The sequence below is a fragment of the Paenibacillus sp. NPDC058367 genome, from assembly GCF_042723305.1.
Classification (GTDB): Bacteria; Bacillota; Bacilli; order Paenibacillales; family Paenibacillaceae; genus Paenibacillus_AQ.
This window is the reverse complement of sequence record NZ_JBHXIZ010000001.1, coordinates 1,223,883-1,244,626: the sequence shown is the minus strand read 5'-3', so window position 1 is coordinate 1,244,626 and position 20,744 is coordinate 1,223,883. Positions and strand designations below refer to the sequence as shown.

General features: G+C 46.3%; 18 protein-coding genes. 15 read left to right on the top strand and 3 right to left on the bottom strand.

Translation table 11 applies throughout. From position 1 onward, the window contains the following. Positions 1-43 precede the first annotated feature (43 nt). The 6 genes from ACFWMP_RS05540 (at position 44) to pyk (ending at position 8,312) form a co-directional block, all read left to right on the top strand. The gene (locus ACFWMP_RS05540) at positions 44-3,682 is read left to right on the top strand and encodes a DNA polymerase III subunit alpha (protein WP_379423518.1); all 3,639 of its coding nucleotides are present in this window, start codon (positions 44-46) and stop codon (positions 3,680-3,682) included. 74 nt (positions 3,683-3,756) lie between these two features. Beyond that, positions 3,757-4,257 carry a phosphatidylglycerophosphatase A family protein gene (locus ACFWMP_RS05535; RefSeq protein ID WP_042186505.1) on the top strand — a complete coding sequence of 167 codons (501 nt, stop codon included), beginning with the start codon at positions 3,757-3,759 and terminating at the stop codon, positions 4,255-4,257. Positions 4,258-4,403: 146 nt separating this feature from the next. Beyond that, the gene (locus ACFWMP_RS05530) at positions 4,404-4,592 is read left to right on the top strand and encodes a hypothetical protein (protein WP_042125966.1); all 189 of its coding nucleotides are present in this window, start codon (positions 4,404-4,406) and stop codon (positions 4,590-4,592) included. Positions 4,593-4,664: 72 nt separating this feature from the next. Continuing rightward, positions 4,665-5,558: an acetyl-CoA carboxylase, carboxyltransferase subunit beta gene (gene accD / locus ACFWMP_RS05525; protein ID WP_042186509.1), complete on the top strand. Its 894-nt coding sequence runs from the start codon at positions 4,665-4,667 to the stop codon at positions 5,556-5,558. 1 nt (position 5,559) lies between these two features. Beyond that, positions 5,560-6,561: an acetyl-CoA carboxylase carboxyltransferase subunit alpha gene (locus ACFWMP_RS05520; protein ID WP_042186511.1), complete on the top strand. Its 1,002-nt coding sequence runs from the start codon at positions 5,560-5,562 to the stop codon at positions 6,559-6,561. Between the two features lie 332 nt (positions 6,562-6,893). After that, positions 6,894-8,312, top strand: coding sequence for a pyruvate kinase (pyk, locus tag ACFWMP_RS05515; RefSeq protein WP_042186514.1), 1,419 nt, complete (start codon positions 6,894-6,896; stop codon positions 8,310-8,312). A 172-nt stretch (positions 8,313-8,484) separates the two neighbouring features. On the opposite strand, the gene ACFWMP_RS05510 is transcribed toward pyk, so the two are convergent. Beyond that, the gene (locus ACFWMP_RS05510) at positions 8,485-9,180 is read right to left on the bottom strand and encodes a G1 family glutamic endopeptidase (RefSeq protein ID WP_231573410.1); all 696 of its coding nucleotides are present in this window, start codon (positions 9,178-9,180) and stop codon (positions 8,485-8,487) included. 109 nt (positions 9,181-9,289) lie between these two features. Between ACFWMP_RS05510 and ACFWMP_RS05505 the strand changes: the two genes are divergently transcribed. Genes ACFWMP_RS05505 through ACFWMP_RS05495 form a run of 3 tightly spaced genes read left to right on the top strand, consistent with a single transcriptional unit; the run spans position 9,290 to position 11,431 of the window. Beyond that, positions 9,290-10,471: an MFS transporter gene (locus tag ACFWMP_RS05505; protein WP_042186520.1), complete on the top strand. Its 1,182-nt coding sequence runs from the start codon at positions 9,290-9,292 to the stop codon at positions 10,469-10,471. A gap of 37 nt (positions 10,472-10,508) precedes the next feature. Then, complete coding sequence (locus tag ACFWMP_RS05500; RefSeq protein WP_042186522.1) at positions 10,509-11,036, top strand: acyl-CoA thioesterase; 528 nt, start codon at positions 10,509-10,511, stop codon at positions 11,034-11,036. Beyond that, positions 11,033-11,431 (top strand): FxsA family protein, encoded by a 399-nt coding sequence (locus ACFWMP_RS05495; RefSeq protein ID WP_042186523.1) that lies wholly within the window; start codon positions 11,033-11,035, stop codon positions 11,429-11,431. Before ACFWMP_RS05500 ends, ACFWMP_RS05495 begins: the two co-directional genes overlap by 4 nt. Positions 11,432-11,521: 90 nt before the next feature. Here the strand turns inward: ACFWMP_RS05495 and ytvI are convergent, their stop codons facing one another. Continuing rightward, positions 11,522-12,637 carry a sporulation integral membrane protein YtvI gene (gene ytvI, locus ACFWMP_RS05490; RefSeq protein ID WP_042186525.1) on the bottom strand — a complete coding sequence of 372 codons (1,116 nt, stop codon included), beginning with the start codon at positions 12,635-12,637 and terminating at the stop codon, positions 11,522-11,524. 395 nt (positions 12,638-13,032) lie between these two features. Here ytvI and ACFWMP_RS05485 point away from each other — a divergent pair, with 395 nt between their 5' ends. The 5 genes from ACFWMP_RS05485 to ACFWMP_RS05465 all read left to right on the top strand — a co-directional run bounded on the left by ACFWMP_RS05485 (position 13,033) and on the right by ACFWMP_RS05465 (position 18,382). Continuing rightward, a complete protein-coding gene (locus ACFWMP_RS05485) occupies positions 13,033-14,145 on the top strand; it encodes a citrate/2-methylcitrate synthase (RefSeq protein WP_042186527.1) in 1,113 nt (370 codons plus the stop codon). A 251-nt stretch (positions 14,146-14,396) separates the two neighbouring features. Further along, on the top strand, positions 14,397-15,692 hold the full coding sequence (icd, locus tag ACFWMP_RS05480) for an NADP-dependent isocitrate dehydrogenase (protein ID WP_042125986.1): 1,296 nt from the start codon (positions 14,397-14,399) through the stop codon (positions 15,690-15,692). Positions 15,693-15,754: 62 nt separating this feature from the next. Beyond that, positions 15,755-16,696, top strand: a complete 942-nt coding sequence (gene mdh / locus ACFWMP_RS05475) for a malate dehydrogenase (RefSeq protein ID WP_042186530.1) — start codon at positions 15,755-15,757, stop codon at positions 16,694-16,696. A 173-nt stretch (positions 16,697-16,869) separates the two neighbouring features. Next, positions 16,870-17,298 carry a hypothetical protein gene (locus tag ACFWMP_RS05470; RefSeq protein WP_042125989.1) on the top strand — a complete coding sequence of 143 codons (429 nt, stop codon included), beginning with the start codon at positions 16,870-16,872 and terminating at the stop codon, positions 17,296-17,298. Between the two features lie 214 nt (positions 17,299-17,512). Next, on the top strand, positions 17,513-18,382 hold the full coding sequence (locus tag ACFWMP_RS05465; protein WP_042186532.1) for an SDR family oxidoreductase: 870 nt from the start codon (positions 17,513-17,515) through the stop codon (positions 18,380-18,382). 88 nt (positions 18,383-18,470) lie between these two features. Here the strand turns inward: ACFWMP_RS05465 and yfbR are convergent, their stop codons facing one another. After that, entirely contained in the window at positions 18,471-19,076 is a 606-nt protein-coding gene (yfbR, locus tag ACFWMP_RS05460; protein WP_143764010.1) for a 5'-deoxynucleotidase, read from the bottom strand. A gap of 102 nt (positions 19,077-19,178) precedes the next feature. Between yfbR and ACFWMP_RS05455 the strand changes: the two genes are divergently transcribed. Beyond that, positions 19,179-20,741 (top strand): fumarate hydratase, encoded by a 1,563-nt coding sequence (locus tag ACFWMP_RS05455; RefSeq protein WP_042193545.1) that lies wholly within the window; start codon positions 19,179-19,181, stop codon positions 20,739-20,741. The last annotated feature ends 3 nt before the right edge of the window (positions 20,742-20,744 follow it).

Genomic DNA, 20,744 nt, shown 5'->3' with positions numbered 1-20,744 from the left:
AACTATTTATGTTTGATTTTTGTAGTAGGAAGGAAGTGGGATGATGAGCCCTTTCGTGCATTTGCATGTGCACAGCGAATACAGTTTACTGGACGGGGCGGCGCGCATTACCGATCTCGTGCGCCGGGCCGGCGAATACGGCATGAAGTCGCTGGCGCTTACGGATCATGGAGTGATGTATGGGGCGATCCCCTTTTATAAAGCGTGTAAAGAGAATGGAATCAAGCCGATTATCGGCTGTGAAGCCTATTTAACCGCGGGCTCTCGCCGTGAGCGAGGCAGTCGTAAAGATCAACCGATTTATCACCTGATTCTGCTCGTCAAGAATGAAACCGGCTACAAGAACCTGATGAAGCTGATCTCTATCGGCCATCTGGAAGGTCATCACTATAAACCTCGTATTGATATGGAGGCTCTGGCCGCTCATTCGGAGGGGATCATATGCCTCAGTGCCTGTCTTGGCGGCGAAGTGCCGCAGCATCTGTTGCATGGAAGAGATGACGAGGCGCGAAAGGCTGCGCTGCGATATAAGGAGATTTTTGGCGAAGACTTCTACCTGGAGCTTCAAGATCACGGAATTTCCGAGCAAAAACGAGTAAATCCGAAGCTGATCGCACTTGCCAAGGCCTGTGAGATCCCACTTGTAGCTACGAATGACGTCCATTATTTGGCCAAGGAAGATGCAGAGGTACAGGATGTTCTGATCTGTATTGGAACAGGTAAAACTGTGGATGATGAGGAACGGCTCCAAATCGGAACAGATCAGCTGTTTCTCAAAAGCAGTGATCAGATGGCGGCGTTGTTCCCGCATGTGCCTGAAGCTATCAGTAACACGCTATTGATCGCAGAAAAATGTAATTTGGAGCTTACCTTCGGTCAACATATTCTGCCTGCCTATTCACCAATTCCAGAAGGTAAGGACTCCGCTGCATATTTGCGAGAGTTGTGCTTTAAAGGGCTTGAAGAACGGTATATAGACACACCGCTTTGGGCATCGCCTGAGCAAAGAGAAACCGCTGAAAAGCGTCTTGCCTATGAGCTTGGCGTCATCGAGAATATGGGTTTTAGCGATTATTTTCTAATTGTGTGGGATTTTATCGCTTATTGTCATCGTCAGGGGATTGCTACTGGTCCGGGCCGGGGTTCTTCCGCGGGGAGTCTTACCGCTTATTCCCTACGAATCACGGATGTAGATCCGCTTAAGTATAACTTGCTCTTTGAACGTTTCTTAAATCCAGAACGGATCACGATGCCGGATATTGATATCGATTTTAGTGATGAGCGTCGTGATGAGGTTATCGCTTATGTGGTGGAGAAATACGGCAAAGAACATGTGGCACAGATCATTACGTTCGGAACCATGGCTGCACGGGCTGCAGTTCGTGATGTGGGCAGGGTACTGAATTTACCTTATAACGAGGTAGATAAGGCTGCCAAGCTCATCCCAGGACAACTAGGCATCAGCCTTGCTAGAGCGCTGGAGACTACTCCAGACCTAAAAGCGCTGTATGACAGTAATCCGAAGATCAAAGGCTTGCTGGATATGGCAATGAAAGTGGAAGGTATGCCTCGTCATGCTTCGACACATGCTGCCGGGGTTGTTATTTCCAAAGGTCCACTGACTGATGCTGTACCCCTTCAAGAGGGCAACGAAAGTACAGCGTTAACTCAGTACTCTATGGAGCATTTGGAAAGTGTTGGGCTGCTGAAGATGGATTTTCTGGGCCTGCGTACTTTGTCGATTATCGAACGCTGTATGAATTCGATTAAAGAAATGAGTGGCAGTGTTCCAGATTTTAAAATCATACCAGATCATGATCCGCTCACGTATGAAATGTTAGGTGCTGGTGAGACGACTGGGGTCTTCCAGCTGGAGTCGGCGGGTGTAAGACGTGTGCTTAAGGATTTGAAGCCTAATGGCTTTGAAGATATCGTATCGGTTCTAGCCTTGTATCGTCCGGGTCCGATGGAGTTTATCCCGAAATATATAGCAGGTAAGCACGGTCAGATCGAAGTAGAGTATCCGCACCCTGATTTGAAATCTATATTAGCGGATACCTATGGGATAATTGTGTATCAGGAACAGATCATGCAGATTGCTTCGCTTATGGCTGGATTCTCGCTTGGTGAAGCGGATCTGCTCCGCCGAGCGGTTTCTAAGAAGAAGCGCGAGACGTTGGATAAGGAACGCAGTCATTTTGTACAGGGGAGCTTGCAGCAAGGATATAACGAAACGGATGCGAATGCCGTTTATGATATGATCGTAAGGTTTGCCGATTACGGCTTCCCGCGTGCGCATGCGGCGGCTTATGGTGTGCTGGCTTTTCAGACGGCTTATCTAAAGGCGCATTATCCGGTACAGTTTATGGCATCTATGCTGACCGCTGTGATGGGAACCCACCGTAAGGTGGCGGAATATGTACTGGACTGCCGCCGTACGGGCATCGGCGTATTACCGCCGGATGTGAATGAGAGCGGCGTACTGTTTACCCCTGTTCCAGGAGAGGAAACGGGAACAGGGCATATCCGCTTTGGGCTCGCAGCGATTAAGAACGTCGGCACGTTAGCAGTGGAGAATATTATGTCGGTCCGCAAGGAGCGGCCGTTCGACAGCCTGCTCGATTTCTGTCGACGTGTGGATCTGCGGGTCTGCAACAAGCGGGTAGTGGAGTCTTTGCTGCAGGCAGGAGCCTTTGACTGTCTGCCGGGTCATAGGGCCCAGCTGCTGGCTATGCTGGACGAGACCGTTGACGCCGCGACGAAATGGCGCAAGGAGCGGGATGAACTGCAAATCCAGTTGTTCGACGATTTGGTGGAGACGCCGAATTGGGAGATTCGCTATCCGGATATCCCTAAGTTCACAGTAGGACAGCAGCTGGAGATGGAACGTGAGCTGCTGGGGCTGTATCTATCAGGTCATCCGCTCGACGATAGCGCTGAGCTGCTTGAGGAGCCGGGCATACAGCGGCTGATGGATCTCGGTGAAGCCGCAGATGAGAGCCAGACGGTTACGGCCGGCATGGTCGTATCCGTTAAGGAAATTACGACGAAGCAAGGAAAATCGATGGCCTTCATCGAATGGGAAGATCAGATCGAGCGCTGCGAAGTCGTGCTCTTCCCCGAGGTGTGGAAGCGAAGCCGCGGCTTGATTGCCAAGGGCGCGCTGCTGGCCTTGCGCGCCAAGGTGCAGCAGGAGGACGAAGGCTTCAAGCTGCTGGCCGAGGAAGTGGCGCTGCTATCCGCGGAGACACTCCGCGGCCTGCTGCAGCGCCGTAGTGCCGCCGCGTCCCGTCCGTATAGCGCGGGACGCTCGGCCTCAGCAGGAGCGCAGCCGCGTGGTGCGGCTCCTGCTTCGCGGGCTAGCGGGGCCGCCACTGGCCCCGCTGGCAGACCTGCAGGCGGCGCAGCTGCGCCTGCAACACCTGCACCGGCCGCTGCGCCAGCGCCGGGCTCAGGCCAGCGTGTCTTTATCAAGATCACGCCGGCCGCCGAGAATGCTGCGCAGCTGTCGCGCCTGAAGGAGCTGCTGCAGAATCATCCAGGCCCAGTAGCGACGATTCTGTTCTACGAACGGGATCAGAAGCTCCTGGCCCTTAGCGATAATTATCGGATTAAGCCTACCGAGGAGCTAATCGCGGCTATCGAGTCTATGCTGGGGGCAGGTACCGTAAGAATAAAATAAGAACAATTCCACCCTTTTCCGCATACATTAGGAAACCACAGGGCGAATCCCTGGGCGGAAAGGGGAATCACATCATGTCCTATCAAATGGCAGTTGATCTGTTGGAACGAAGAGGCGTATCACTTTCTTCCATTGCTGAAATCGTATATATTTTACAATCGGTCTATTATCCCGGTTTATCCAAGGAAGAATGCCTTTCCAGTGTGAAATCTGTATTGGGAAAAAGAGAAGTGCAGTACACGTTAATGACGGGGATCGCACTTGATGAGCTGGCAGAGAAAAGACTGCTTCCGCAGCCGCTCCAGGCAGTAATGGAAGCGGATGAATCACTTTATGGAGCGGACGAGACTCTAGCCCTTGGCATCACAGGGGTATATGGGATGATCGGACTTACAGGATTTGGGTACTTGGACAAAATAAAGCTTGGAATCATTGGTGAATTGAACGATGATAAGGGGAGGATTCACGTGTTCTTGGATGACTTAGTAGCGGGTATCGCTGCAGCTGCTTCTGCTAGAATCGCTCATCGGCAGGAAGGGGCAAAAGTATATCCTCTGGTCACGGATACGGAATAAATGACCCGATTCATTTCGTTTGAACGAGTTCCTCAGTCTTGCTTCCTTTGCCCTACGCCTGTTGCGGGAAAAAAGAAAACTGTGTTATCATAATTCCATTATACGGGATACGGCTGGGAATTAAGATTGGGGAGGCCTTGCAAGGCATGTGGACGGTAATATATATCGCGCCGACCGCCAAAGTGGCGGATATGATTAAGAGTAAGCTGACTGAAGAAGGTTTTTTAGTAAAATGCCGTCCAATCAATATGTCCAAGCAGCAGTTTGAGATATTGGTTCCTTCAGGTGAACTGGAGGAAGTACAGGAAGTCCTTAATCTTATTCTGCATCCCTGAATTTCTATCAAGAGAAAAGTCATGACAGCGGCAAGCTGCATAACGCAAATAAACGGCTGAAGAGGTGCGGGTGTGTTCAAAGATTTATTTCAGAAGAAACGGAAGTACGCGACTATTCCTTCAGAACGTCTGGAGCGAAGCGGCGTGCCTGCAGAAGGCGAACGCCCCAAACGGGAAATTCCAGAAGGATTAATGAGTAAATGTAATAAATGCGGAACGATCCAGTATAGCAAGGAATTGGAAAAGAATCTAAAAGTATGTCCTACTTGTGGTCATCATTTGCGCTTGAACGCCGTAGAGCGTATTGCTATGACGTTAGACCCAGAGGGCTTTATTGAGTTTGATAGTGAAATGTATTCTATAGATCCGCTGAAATTCCCGGGTTATGCCTCTAAACTGGAGCAACAGCAACTAAAATCGGGACAAACTGATGCCGTGATTACGGGGCAGGGATCTATTGGCGGACATCCAGTGATCGTAGCTGTGATGAATTTCGAATTTTTCTCCGGCAGTATGGGATCTGTAGTTGGTGAGAAGATTACCCGGGCGATTGAAGAAGCCACGGAGAAGCAGCTTCCACTCCTTATTTTCTCTACTTCTGGCGGAGCGAGAATGCAGGAAAGTATTCTAAGTCTCATGCAAATGGCGAAGACCAGTGCAGCGCTTGCTCGTTTCAACGAAGTGGGAGGCCTTTATATTTCTATAATTACGGATCCGACAACTGGCGGAGTATCTGCGAGTTTTGCTAGTCTTGGCGATATTATTATTGCTGAGCCTGGGGCGGTATTCGGTTTCGCAGGACGTATAGTCATTGAACAGACAATTCGCCAAAAGCTTCCGGATGATTTCCAGACGGCTGAATTTAATCTGCAGCATGGCTTGATTGATATGGTTGTGCACCGTAAAGAAATGCGCGCCACACTGACCAAAATTTTGGAATTGCATGATGTGAAAGGGGGATTTTAGGTTGGCAGGAGAGTTGCCTTTTGAAATGCCTCTGGTTGAAATGCGCAAGAAAATTGCCGAGCTAAAGCAGTTTGGCGAAGAGAAAAGTATTGATTTTACGGATGAGGTAGCAAGACTGGAAGAACGGTACCGTGTGCTTGAGGAGGAAGTTTATTCTAATATCTCGCCTTCCCAAAAAATGCATCTAGCTAGACATCAAGGACGTCCGACTTCTCTTGATCTTATGGGGCAGATCTTCACAGATTTTATCGAGCTTCACGGGGATCGAATGTTTGGGGATGATCTTGCAATTGTAGGCGGTATCGCTAAACTTAACGGCGTCCCGGTTACGGTCATTGGCCAGCAGCGTGGTAAAGATACGAAGGAGAATATTTTACGCTTTTTCGGCAGTGCACACCCTGAGGGCTTCCGTAAGTCACTGCGTCTGATGCAGCAAGCGGACAAGTTCAATCGTCCCATTATAACCTTTGTAGATACTAAAGGTGCATATCCAGGCAATACAGCTGAGGAAAGAGGACAATCTGAAGCAATTGCCCGTAATTTACGCGAGATGTCTCAGTTTGGTGTTCCTGTAATCTGTGTGGTTATCGGTGAAGGCGGAAGTGGGGGCGCATTAGCACTGGCAGTTGGTAATAGAGTGCTTATGCTGGAACATGCCATTTATTCAGCGATATCTCCTAACGGTGCTGCATCAATTCTATGGAAGGATGCTTCGAAGGCTGATCAAGCGGCAGAAGCTATGAAGATAACGGCATCTGATCTGCTTGAAATGGAAGTCATCGAAGAGATTGTTCCTGAGCCAAAAGGCGGCGCACATCGTGATTACGAAGCTACGGCAGCTGCAATTAAGGATGCATTATGGCGTCACTTGCAGGAGCTAATTCCTCTGGATAGAGCGGAATTGAAAGAAGATCGTTATCGTAAATTCCGTAAAATTGGTGAGTTTGCTGAAGTCCAGCAGGAGCAGATTTTCCTTGAAGAAGAAGTGGAATCTGAAGTGTGAATAGTGCCTTTCCATTTGCACTTTAAGACATATAACCATACTTAGTGGACCATATTGAATTAAGTGTAAATTATACATTTTATTGGAATTAAAATAATCTCGACGCAATGCCGGGATTATTTTAATTTTTTTTGTGCGTTCAGATAATTCGAGCTCAAATTACATCTAAAAGAGCCTACAACATTGATTTTGTGTCTAAGTTGCAGTAATATTCATAAGGGCGTAGTTAAAGGCACATGTGACAAAGTTCCTATTTAATTAGTTAGCCTTGTAGTAGATTTTGTAGTTGGAAAAAGTGAGACAGAGAGAACGAAAAAACGGAGGAAAACCTAATGCGGAAAAGTAAAATTGTATGTACGATCGGACCTGCGAGTGAATCGTTGGAGAATATCAAAAAATTGATTTTGGCTGGTATGAATGTGGCCCGTTTGAATTTCTCCCACGGCGATTTTGAAGAGCATGGTGCTCGGATTAAAACGATCCGTCAAGCATCTAAGGAACTGAACAAAACTGTTGCTATCCTGCTCGATACAAAAGGACCGGAGATTCGCACAGGCAAGTTGGAAGTAGAACCGATTGAACTAGTTCAGGACGAGTACCTGACACTAACTACGGAAGAAATCCTTGGCACCCAAGAACGTATTTCCATCACGTACAGCGAGCTTCCTAATGATGTTCAAGTAGGCTCCACCATCCTTATTGATGACGGTCTGATTGGTTTGACAGTTGTCGACATTCAAGGAACTGAAATCAAGACCCGTATTGTAAACGGTGGTACGATCAAGAGCAAGAAGGGCGTTAACGTACCAGGAGTAAACATCTCCTTGCCGGGTATTACGGAAAAAGACACCAACGATATTCTTTTTGGTATCGAACAGGACATCGATTTTATCGCCGCTTCCTTCGTTCGCAAAGCTAGCGACGTTCAGGAAATTCGTGAGCTGCTTTCGAAAAACAACGCTTCTCACATTCAAATCATTTCCAAAATCGAAAACCAACAAGGTGTTGACAACCTTGATGAAATTTTAGAAGCTTCCGATGGCCTGATGGTTGCTCGTGGTGACCTTGGTGTTGAAATTCCAGCTGAAGATGTACCTTTGGCTCAAAAATTGATGATTCAAAAATGTAACGTTGCTGGCAAACCAGTAATCACAGCTACACAAATGCTGGATTCTATGCAACGTAACCCACGTCCTACTCGCGCTGAAGCAAGTGACGTAGCAAACGCTATTTTCGACGGAACAGATGCAATCATGCTTTCCGGAGAAACTGCTGCTGGTAAATATCCAGTAGAATCCGTTCTTACAATGTCCCGTATTGCTGAGAAAGCGGAGTCCGCTCTGGATCACCGTGAAATTTTCTCGAAACAACAAACTTTACAAGAAACTACAGTTACAGAAGCTATCAGCCAATCCGTTGCAATTTCCGCTTTGGATCTGAACGCTAAGGCTATTCTTTCTTCGACTGTTACAGGTCATACTGCACGCGTTGTTTCCAAATACCGTCCTAAAGCACCAATCATTGCTGTTACGACACAAGAAAGAACTATGCGTCAATTGTCCCTCGTTTGGGGCGTAACGCCAGTATTCGGTAAAGTAGCTACTTCCACAGATGAATTGCTTGAAACAGCAATCCAAGGTGGTAAGGATTCCGGTCTGGTTCAAGCTGGCGACCTAGTTGTGATTACTGCAGGAATTCCACTTGGACGTTCCGGTTCCACTAACTTGGTAAAAGTAAGCACAATCGAGTAGTACTCGACTGTGCTTTGCCTGATTCATAGTTTTTAGTTAGCCAAGCCTAAACGCGGTTGGCGTCCCTAAAGGACGGTAAGCGTTTAGGCGAGAAATAAAAGAGCTGTCTCAGATGTAGTGAAAATCTACAAATGAGGCAGCTCTTTTTTTTGTGCTGAATCCATTTATGCTGTTAGTATATACGTTTGACGCTAAAAGAGTCCCCTCGAGGGCTTGGACTGGAAGGAACCGCAACGGTGGTGTTATTCTGGACCATGATCCCTCCATTAGAAAGAGTTAACCTAGGTCGTTTTCCATTGATTCGACAACAGTTGAAATAGGTAGTACCAACGCGGGCCAGCTTTGCGATGGAACCATCGACCTCAGGAGCCTCCATAATCCATTCGCCGGAGGTCTGCGGACCAGTATATCGCTGAAGCGTTCGGAAGGTCCAATTTCGGCTTAAATTCCGGAGTGTGATAGACCACTTCGTGTGGTTTATTTTTGTGATAGTACCCTTCATATGATCTCCAGGGTATACTGGAAAAGGGATTACGGTCTCGACGTCAGGTAGTATTTCCCACCAGGCGTAATAACGGGCAATCCCATTTACGAATTCATGACCTGTTCCCGTCTGAATAAGGTTACTGTTCTTGAAGCCGTCGATGCCAATCCATGCGGAGGAATAGGTGGATTTGTGGGTTGGTTTTACGTATGGGACGGTCCATTCACCGGAAATGCGATTGAAGGCACCTTTTCTACCAGTAACAGTGTAGCCACTCCAGTTCTTAGATGACCAGCCAAAAGCAGAGCTTTGTCTATTGCTCGCATTAGATTTGTCTGTTAGACAAGGATGATTTACCATGAGAGAGTTATATTTTATGCTCAACTTGTCCACCGCCTTTATAGTACTGCTATATTAAATGCGATGATTACATATGAAGTACGGGTATTCTGTTAAAATATAAAAATATAAAGCTGGAGGACTCATAGTACAAATGGAAAAATTATCGAAGCTGCGCGGCTTTTATCTATTTTTAGGATTGGCCGGCGGTTCATTTGGCTCTTATCTTTCGCTGCTGCTGGTCCATAATGGACTTAACAGTGGACAGATAGGTATACTAATGGCAACAGGCACGCTAGTTGCAATCACCATTCAGCCGATGTGGGGGATTATCTCTGATCGGTATAATCAGACGCGTTTAGTACTAATCCTAAGTGTGGCGGTTCCGGCCTTACTAGCCGTCTTTTATCGTTCGGAATATTTCATTGTACTTCTTCTGGTGTATACGTGCTCAACGATCTTCTCCTCTACACAGGCTCCTATAGCCGATTCTTACGCGATCTCGGCGGCGAATAGAGCCGGAGCCACTTACGGTAGCATCCGGCTTATGATGAGCATTGGAGCGGCTCTGGGAGCTTATGCAGGAGGGGTGTACGTATCTACCTTCTCTGTATCCACGATATGGCTACCTTTTCTCTTTTTTAATCTGATTGCAGTCCTTATTGCGTTTACATTGCCGAAGCAGGCGGAAGAGAATCATATGATGAGGCAATCGTTTACTCAGGGGGTAAGACAACTGCTGGGGAATCGGGTCTTCCTTGCGTTTTTGGGTGGCAGCTTTCTTGTGAACCAGACGATGGCTGCTTTTGGTACATACTTTGTAATCGCTTTTCAATCGGTAGGAGGGTCTACGCGCTATGCAGGGATTGCGCTCTTTCTCGCATCGGTGACGAATGTGCCTTCCATGCTGTTTGCTTCTAAGGTGATTAAGAGGTTGGGTCGTGAGCGGACCTTGCTCCTTGGGGCTCTTATTTATGTTTTGCGGTGGGGTATTCAGGTTGCTTTTCCTTATCCATCGGTAATGATCGGAGTGCAAGTGCTGCATGGTCTTTCATTTGGGTTCTTTTATATTGCTGCAGTCGAATATGTATCTCAGATCACGTCTAACGAGATGCAGGCCACTGGCCAAAGTGTATTTAATATGGTGTTTGCAGGTTTTTCTGGCATTGTCGGTAATTTACTGAATGGATTCTTGCTCAATCAAGGCGGGGTAGAAGTAATGAATCTGTCTTGTATGTTGAGCTCTATCGCAGGAGCAATGCTGCTGTTCTATGTTGCCAGAAACTCTCGGCGCAAATTATCGACCACGCTATCTTCAGGCGGGGCCCAGGCTTAACGCTTCCCTGCTGCTATGCTGAAAGGAGTATTTATAGATGGAATTAGAACGAGCTGGCTTGCCCAGCCGATGGTATAAGTCGACCCTGCGTGTTCGCTATCAGGAAAGTGATCAGATGGGTGTCGTGTATCATGCGAATTATTTGAACTGGTTTGAGTCTGGTCGTACGGAGATGTTTCGTCAGGTTGGTTTTACTTATCGCGAACTTGAGAAACAAGGCGTCCTACTTCCTGTCACCTCAGCAGATTTGCAATTTAAAAGTCCGGCGCGATATGATGATCTTATCTCCGTGTATGCGCGAATGACTACCTTCTCAGCGTTACGAGTCGTATTTGAGTATCAAGTGCGGAGGCTTTCGGAAGAAGAAGGTGGAAATTCAGAAGATTTATTGGCTACTCTAGGGGAGTTGCGGTCGATGGATCCACCTGGGGAGCTGCTGGTTACCGGCACGACAAGTCATGTTTGGGTGAACCAGGAATGGAGGCCTGCTAGGCTGGATAGAGCCCTTCCAGAGCTCTTTCACGCAATAAAAGAGGCGCTGCGGGAAGAAGGGGGTTCAGTATGATTAGAAGCAAATGGTTATGGGCTGGACTATTTATTATTCCTGCTGTGGAATTATTCGGTTTTATCTACGTAGCAGATCAACTTGGAGCATTTAAAACGTTGCTGCTTATGCTGACCACTTCAGTAATCGGTCTACTAATGATGCGATTTGAAGGTAAGAAGGTGCTGCAGGACAGCAGAACACATATGCAGGAGGGCCGCGTTCCTGGTCGGACGATGCTGGATGGTTTATGTATTTTTTTCGGAGGATTGCTACTGATATTGCCGGGTTTCGTAACCGATATTGTCGGTTTCACGCTAGTATTTCCATTGACTCGGCCTTTGTACCGTATATTTTTGCTGAAGTGGATTGAGAAGAAGATGAAGAATGGCACCTTCACCTTTTACCGTCGGTAGTATACTTTTTACAACAATAACAGAGCGGACCCTGTCATTGCTGAAGGGACCGCTCTGTTTGCTATTTTACGAATTGATGATTATCGGTTCCTATCTTAATCTGCCGCTAACAATGTAGCTGTGCAAAGCTCGGAATACGCCCGCTCGGTTAAAGGCAACAAGGACTACTAGGACAACGGGGCCGATGATCAGCCCTAGCATACCGAACAACTGCAGACCGGCGAACATGCCAATTAACATGGCAAGGGGATCGAGTCCTATGCTGCTGGCGAGCACTTTCGGCTCAAGCACCTGCCGGGTAATAAGAATAACAGCGTAAAGTATGGATAGTCCTATCCCTAGTGCCAGATTGTCCGTCATATAAGAATATAACGCCCAAGGCAGCATCACAATTCCCACACCGAGATAAGGTAGTAGATCCACAAAGCCAATCATTAAGCCGATAGCAAATGCAGACTTCACACCCAGCAGCAGCAGCCCGATTACTACAATGATCGCTGTGATTGAGATGAGGATGACCTGGGCGCGTAGATAACCGAAGAGCGCTCTGCGTAAATCTCTCCAGATATCTGACACAGGCTTTAGGAATACTGTCGGCAGCCAGCCTGTAAGTTTATCATTATGACGCTCCCAACTCGTACTTATGAAGAAGGCAGCAAGGACAACCACGATAAGAATCGTACCCAAACTAGGAAGTGCGGAGATCAGTTTCAATATTACATTAAAAAATCCCGTGACCACTTGCGTGACTGCGTAACCTACAGTTTCCGTTGTTCTGCTGATGTTGCTGTCAATCGTAGCATGATAGTCAGGATTGTCTCGGTAGAATTGATTAATCTGGTTGATGATGTTCTGAATGCTTGCATTCTGGCTTAAGGACATCAGAAGATCCTTCCATTGGTCGGTGTGGAGATTAAAGGTTTGCAGCAAGACGATTAATTCTTTTACGAGTCTTGTAATCATCGCGGTTAAGACTAGTGTGATTCCGCCTATATAAAATAGCAGTGCAAGTGATACCGCAAGCCAGCTTGGTAATTTAAAGCCTTTAAGAATAAGTACTAATGGATGCATGATATATGCGAGCAGCCAAGCGAGCAACAGGGGGTATAACAGCGGAAGTAATAAATAGATTGCGAGCAGGAGGATGGAAGTTGCCAGAACGACCCACAGGCCGCGCAGCAGTCTTTTTAATACCAAACGATCCATACCGAGACCACACCTTCTTCATTCCTGCATAGACAGGGGAATAAGAGCTCGTCTTCATATATATTCATAGGATCGATTTAAAGACTAGAATGCGGGATAAATATTAGAATGGGCCGGAATCTGTAAACTGAAATGAAAAAATTGAATCAGAGGATTAGAAGTTTTTTTCTATCTCTCTGATAAAATCATTTGATGCGCTCCAAAGCTTCCACATTGTTCACATAACCGACAAAATCCAGTATGATGAATAAAGATACGAAGCATGTTGGTCATACAGCATTCCTGACGGAAATGTTCTTACACGCACTTATTAGATTTTTTAATGCTTTGAATTGGAAATGTTTTCATGGAACTAAGATTGTTTTTATACCTTGTTGGCAAAGGAGAGATATGCTATGACAGCTACCAAAGGCTTGGAAGGTATCGTTGCAACAACTTCATCCATTAGTTCTATTGTGGATGGTGTACTCACTTACCGCGGTTATGATATTGATGAACTTGCAGAACATGCTACCTTCGAAGAAACAGCTTATTTGTTATGGTTCGGCAGTCTGCCGACGGTGCCAGAGCTGGAAGCGCTCAAGCGGGATCTTAGTGCCTTCGCACAGATTCCTGAACAGGTAATCGAGCAGATGAAGCTCTATCCAAAAGACGCCAACACCATGGCAGCATTGCGGTCGGCTGTATCAAGCCTTGCTCTCTATGATGAAGCGGCTGACGATATGAGCAGAGAAGCGAACGAAATTAAGGCGGTAAAACTGCAGGCACAACTCCCAACAATTGTGGCGGCACTGTCGCGTATTCGCAAGGGGCTTGAACCAGTGGCTCCGAAAGAAGGCGTTTCTATTGCTGAGAACTTCCTGTATATGCTGTGGGGAAAAGAGCCGGACAGCGTATCTGTCAAAGCGCTTGATACCGCACTTGTACTTCATGCGGACCATGAGCTGAATGCTTCAACTTTTGCTGGCCGGGTTACAGTTGCGACATTATCCGATATTTATTCTGGGGTCACCTCCGCTATTGGTGCGCTCAAAGGCCCGCTTCACGGTGGGGCGAATGAAGCTGTTATGAAGATGCTAGAGGAGATCGGAAGTTTGGAAGCGGTTGAACCGTTTATCCGTAAGAAACTGGATAACCGTGAGAAAATCATGGGCTTCGGTCATCGAGTATATAAGAACGGTGATCCACGTGCAAAACATTTGATGAAAATGTCGCTGGAGCTTGGCACGATGAAAAATGACACCACCCTTTACGACATGTCCGTAAATATTGAACAATTGATTACCGGGCAAAAGGGATTAAGACCGAATGTTGATTTCTATTCGGCTTCTGTTTATACACAGCTAGGCATAGATCGTGAACTGTTCACTCCTATTTTTGCAATTAGCCGGACTTCAGGTTGGACTGCGCATATTCTGGAGCAATATACAGATAACCGCATTATTCGTCCACGTGCAGAATATACGGGTATGGTTGAACAGAAATACGTTCCAGTAGACGAAAGATAGAAGAGCAGCCTTGCGGGCTGCTCCTAAAGTTTAGTAGAATGAACCCTAGCAATAGTGTTTTAAATTTTTGATTTTAATGATGATGAGAGTTTTGTTCAAATATAAGAAAGTATAAGTTTCACACGATACTTTATGTCTTATATTTCTCGCTTAAACACTTACCGTCCTTATAAGGACGCCGAAGGCGTTTATGCTTGGATGCTTGTCAATGCTATTTAAATCCCACAAAACTTTAGGAGGAATACACTCAAATGTTGAAACTAGAAAAATTCGATCTACCTACAGAAGGCGAACAAATCACGATTAAAGAAGGAAAACTACAAGTTCCGAATAATCCAATCATTCCTTTTATCGAGGGTGACGGCACAGGCCGTGATATTTGGAAAGCTTCCAAGCGCGTACTTGATGCAGCAGTAACTAAAGCTTATGGTGGCACTAAGCAAATCGCTTGGTACGAAGTATTTGCTGGCGAAAAAGCTTTCAATACATATGGTGAATGGTTGCCAAATGATACGTTGGAAGCAATCCGCGAATATTTTGTGGCGATCAAGGGACCACTTACTACTCCAATCGGAGGCGGTATTCGTTCATTGAATGTAGCTTTGCGTCAAGAATTGGATTTGTATGTATGTCTGCGTCCAGTTCGTTATTTCCAAGGTGTACCTTCTCCTGTTAAACGTCCTGAGCTGGTGGATATGGTTATTTTCCGTGAGAATACAGAGGATATCTATGCAGGGATTGAATATCAAGAAGGCTCTGCTGAAGTGAAGAAAGTCATCGAATTCCTGCAAAAAGAAATGGGAGTTAACAAAATCCGTTTCCCTGAAACTTCTGGTATTGGTATCAAACCGGTATCCTCCGAAGGTTCGAAGCGCTTGGTGCGCGCTGCAATTGAATATGCGATCAAGCACGGACGTAAGAGTGTAACGCTTGTTCACAAAGGAAACATAATGAAGTTCACTGAAGGTGCCTTCAAAAACTGGGGTTATGAAGTAGCTGAGCAAGAGTTCGGAGATAAGGTCTTCACTTGGAGTCAATATGATGTGATTAAGGAACGTGACGGTGAGGCTGCCGCTAATGCTGCTCAGAAGGATGCTGAAGCTGCTGGCAAAATCATTATCAAGGATGCAATTGCGGATATCGCGCTGCAACAAGTTCTGACTCGTCCAACTGATTTCGATGTTATTGCTACGTTGAACCTGAACGGGGATTACCTGTCCGACGCACTGGCTGCACAAATCGGCGGCATCGGGATCGCTCCTGGAGCGAACATTAACTACATTACTGGCCACGCCATCTTTGAAGCTACCCATGGTACAGCTCCTAAATATGCAGACAAAGACGTTGTGAATCCTGGTTCTGTTATTCTGTCCGGCGTAATGCTCTTGGAGCACTTGGGCTGGCAGGAAGCAGCGGACCTGATTTATAAAGGTATGGAAACTGCTATCAACAATAAGACCGTGACTTATGACTTTGCCCGTCTGATGGAAGGTGCAACTGAGCTGAAATGCTCCGCATTTGCAGACGAAATTATTAACCACCTATAGGTTAGATTAGCCTTAGCCAGATAACATTAGCCTTACCTTTATCATTTCTAGGAGGCGAATCTGTGGCGATCAAGCGTTATAAAATTACAGTGGTAGGTGCCGGTTTTACCGGCGCTACTACAGCTCTTATGTTAGCTCAAAAGGAACTTGGAGACGTTGTGCTGCTCGATATTCCACAAATGGAGAACCCAACCAAGGGTAAGGCGCTTGACATGCAAGAAGCAGGTCCTGTGCAGAGATTCGACAGTCATATTATTGGAACCTCAAGTTATGAAGATGCTGTAGATTCTGATATTGTAATTATCACTGCAGGGATTGCCCGTAAACCTGGGATGAGCCGCGACGATCTTGTGAATATCAATGCAGGGATTGTAAAGTCGGTATGCGAGAACGTAAGAGATGTAGCACCGGAATCCATCGTAATTATTTTGAGTAATCCGGTAGATGCGATGACTTATGCTGCATTTGAAGCGTTAGGCTTTCCGAAAAACCGCGTAATTGGACAATCCGGCGTGCTGGATACAGCGCGTTACTGCACTTTTATTGCACAAGAGCTGAACGTATCCGTTGAAGATGTACGTGGTTTCGTAATAGGCGGACACGGCAATGATATGGTACCGCTCGTTCGTTATTCTAGTGTCGGAGGCATTCCGATCGATACATTGATTCCTACGGATCGTATTGAGGAGATTGTGAAGCGTACACGTGTGGGTGGCGGGGAAATCGTTGACCTTTTAGGAAATGGTAGTGCGTATTATGCTCCTGCAGCCTCTTTAGTTCAGATGACGGAAGCGATCTTGAAGGATAAGAAACGGATCATTCCGGTTATTGCCTTGCTTGAAGGCGAATATGGTTATGACAATCTGTTTCTGGGCGTTCCAGCTCTTCTTGGTGCGAATGGGATTGAGAAGATCTTTGAACTGGAGCTTACGGCTGAGGAGAAAGCGGCTTTAGATAAGTCCGCAGAGTCCGTACGTAGTGTAACAGCAATATTATCTGTGTAGATTGTGTCAGATGAAAGGGGAGGGTCCCGAAGGCCGTGAAATGGCTTAAGGGCGCTCTCTTTTTTTATATCAACAACTTCAAAGAATGGACACCTAAGTTGCTTTTCTTATTCTAATATTATGGGTATAATTATATGTAACTATTATCACAGTTAAATTGGAGGAGATATGATATGGATTGGAACGTTTTGTTTTTCTTACATATGATCGGGACGCTGGCACTAGGATTTTACCTTGTACTGCCTTTCATCATCGGTCGTGCTGAAAAATTGTCGCCTGCAGCAAAAGAAGGTACGTTAAGTGCAGTTACTGGATTTAACCGCTTTGCACAGTACGGTTTAGTGATTCAACTACTTACAGGTGGTTACATGATGACCAAGGGTGATTATTCTGTAGCATGGATGATCATTATCGTTGTATTGTTGCTAGCAATGTTTGCACTTGGTGGTATTATGAGCAAGCCTTTGCGTCTTGCTGCTGCTGGAATTCGTGAGAACCGTGATGTCAAAGCAGAAACAGGCAAATTGCGTACGCTTAGTGCGCTGCTGTCCGTGTCATTGCTGCTGATGGTATTCTTCATGGTATTTAACGATATTATTTAATCTGTAGCACTATGAGCCCGCTTCCGTAAAGGAGAGCGGGTTTTTTTGTGTTCAAATGAACTTCGGATTGTTTGATTCTACCTGCATTGTGGTAAGTAACTTTTCATACAGCAATTTTAAAAAAAATGATAAAGCCGGCGTATAAACGTATACGCTTGAGCCATCCTAAGACGATCAGTTAACTATCAATTACTTAACGAGAGGAGCTAGGATTATGTCAAACGACAAGCAAGCTACGAAAACCTTACCCCCGCAAGAACAGCATCATCAGCCAGGAATTGAGAGCGAAATGAAGCCGTTGCCGAAATATGAGCCGGCTAATTATAAGGCGGCAGGTAAATTGCAGGGCAAGGCAGCACTTATTACTGGAGGAGACAGCGGGATCGGACGGGCAGTGGCTGTTCTTTTTGCAAAAGAAGGCGCTGATGTAGTTATTTCATATCTGAATGAACACTCTGATGCAGAGGAAACGAAACGCCAGGTGGAGCAGGAAGGTCGCAAATGCATTCTGATTCCAGGAGATATTGGTGTGGAAACCTTCTGTAAAGATCTCATTAAACAGACGGTAGAGGGCCTCGGGAAACTGGATATTCTCATCAATAACGCGGCGGAGCAACATCCACAAGCTAAGATCGAGGATATTACGTCCGAGCAGCTAGAGCGTACATTCCGTACGAATATTTTTGCAATGTTTTATTTGACCAAAGCGGCTATGCCTCATCTAAAAGCAGGATCAGCTATCATTAATACGACTTCGATTACCGCTTATCGTGGTAGTCCACAATTACTGGACTATTCGTCAACGAAAGGAGCCATTCTGAGCTTCACGCGTTCCTTATCTACGAATCTGGCAGAGAAAGGCATTCGGGTAAATGGCGTTGCTCCGGGTCCAATTTGGACACCGCTTATTCCATCTACTTTTGATGCAAAACAGGTTAGTGAGTTCGGCGGTACGCAGCCTATGAAGCGACCGGGACAACCGGAGGAGCTGGCCCCAGCTTATGTATATCTAGCCTCCGACGATTCGAGTTATGTGACCGGACAAGTTATCCATGTAAATGGTGGCGAGGTCGTAAACGGGTAGATGCTCAGCCAACCAAACCTAGATACTTATATAAAAAGCTCTAATTCAGGGTTATTCGAATTAGAGCTTTTTGTATTGATCTTGGGATTTAGTTTCCAGCAGACAGCTCATCGAGCGACATTTCAAAGCTCGGAGCCATATGAGTGAGGAAATAATCTACTTCCTGTAAGCCGAGTCCGCGTAGCTTCGCACCTGTCTGCTCTTTCGCCGCTGCGAATTCACGGTTGCCCGCAGCAACCTCCCAGACACACTTTAGGTAAGCATCCAGTCGATCGGCTGCTTTAACGTAGCTGTGCAGGAGAACGTCCTCCGAATCGGGAGAACTGTCTTCTGGCTGCATGAGCTGCGTGTAAATGCCCTGAAGCTCGGGAGGAATCATACCGGTCAAGCGTTCCGCAGCAATTCTTTCCATTTCGCGGAAGCTGGTTAGTAGCCGAGGATTATTGTATTTCACTGGTGTGGCAATGTCACCCGTGAACACTTCGCTGGCATCATGGAACAGGGCCATAGTTGCTGCTCTTTCGGCGTTTAATGAACGTCCATAATGAATATTACCAATGGAACAGAGCATATGTGTGAGCAGAGCTACATGGAAAGAATGCTCAGCAACGTTCTCAGGTGCGGTGCTGCGCATTAGGCTCCAGCGCTGAATATATTGAAGCCGATATAAATAGGCGGAAAAATGGTAGTTCAATTTTAAAGTAACCCCTTTCATGAGCTGCTAGGTATGATATTATTATACTAATTGTATCAGACTTTTGATAATCTGGATCTGCTGAGAGGAGCTTGAATGAATATGCAGCATTTTGAAGACAGCATTTATAATCTAATTGTTGAAACGTCCACGAACTTGCCGGGTGATGTACGCCGGGCGGTCGCCAAGGGTCGCGCACTAGAGGACAGAGCTACCCGGTCAGGTCTTGCGTTAACTACGATTGCTCAAAATATCGGAATGGCTGAGCAGCAAGTATCACCGATCTGTCAGGATACGGGAATGCCTACATTTATCATTCACACACCTGTGGGAATCAATCAGATTGAGATGAAAAAAGATATTCACAACGCCATTGTACGGGCGACCAAGAATGGTAAGCTTCGCCCAAATTCTGTAGATTCATTGACAGGTGAGAACAGCGGAGATAATTTGGGAGCAGGTACACCGGTCATTCATTTTGAACAATGGGAAGAGGAAAAAATAGATGTCAGACTGATTCTGAAGGGTGGCGGCTGCGAGAATAAGAATATTCAATACAGCCTTCCAGCAGAATTAGAAGGATTGGGCAAGGCAGGCCGTGATCTGGACGGAATTCGTAAATGTATTTTACATGCTGTTTATCAGGCACAAGGGCAAGGCTGTAGCGCTGGTTTTATTGGTGTTGGTATCGGCGGCGACCGCACAACTGGCTATGAGCTGGCTAAGAAGCAGCTGTTCCGCAAAGTGGAGGATGTTAATCCAATAGAGGATCTCAGCAAGCTGGAAGACTATATCATGGAGAATGCCAATAAGTTGGGTATTGGAACGATGGGCTTTGGTGGGGAAGTTTCGCTGCTTGGTTGTAAGGTCGGCGTAATGAATCGTTTGCCAGCCAGCTTTTTCGTATCTGTTGCCTACAACTGTTGGGCTTTCCGTCGCCAAGGTGTGCTGGTTGATCCGTCAACAGGAAATATAGAGGACTGGTTGTACGAGAGTGGTACAGGGATTTCGGTTGATGATGGACGGGACCAGGCGTCGGAAACGGAAGTGGCGGATGCAGGTGAAGACAATGCAGCTACTGGATCTCGCGAAGTCCACCTGACTACACCGATTAGTGAAGAGGATATCCGTAGTTTACGAGTTGGGGATGTAGTGATTTTATCCGGTGAAATGCATACGGGCCGCGACGCACTTCATAAATATCTAATGGATCATGAGGCTCCGGTGGATTTGAACGGTGCAGTTATCTATCACTGTGGTCCTGTAATGATGAAGGACGAGGAAGGCTGGCATGTTAAAGCAGCGGGTCCGACTACTAGTATCCGTGAAGAGCCCTATCAAGGCGATATTATCAAAAAATTTGGAATTCGTGCCGTCATCGGAAAAGGTGGAATGGGTCCTAAAACGTTAAAAGCTCTTCAGGAGCACGGGGGCGTATATCTCAATGCGATTGGTGGCGCTGCACAGTATTATGCGGAATGCATCAAGAAGGTAAATGCTGTTGATTTTATGGAATTTGGCATTCCTGAAGCAATGTGGCATTTGGATGTGGATGGTTTCGCTGCTATTGTAACGATGGATGCCCATGGCAACAGTCTGCACGCAGATGTAGAGAAAGATTCCGCAGCAAAATTAACTCAGTTTAAAGAACCTGTATTTAAATAAGTC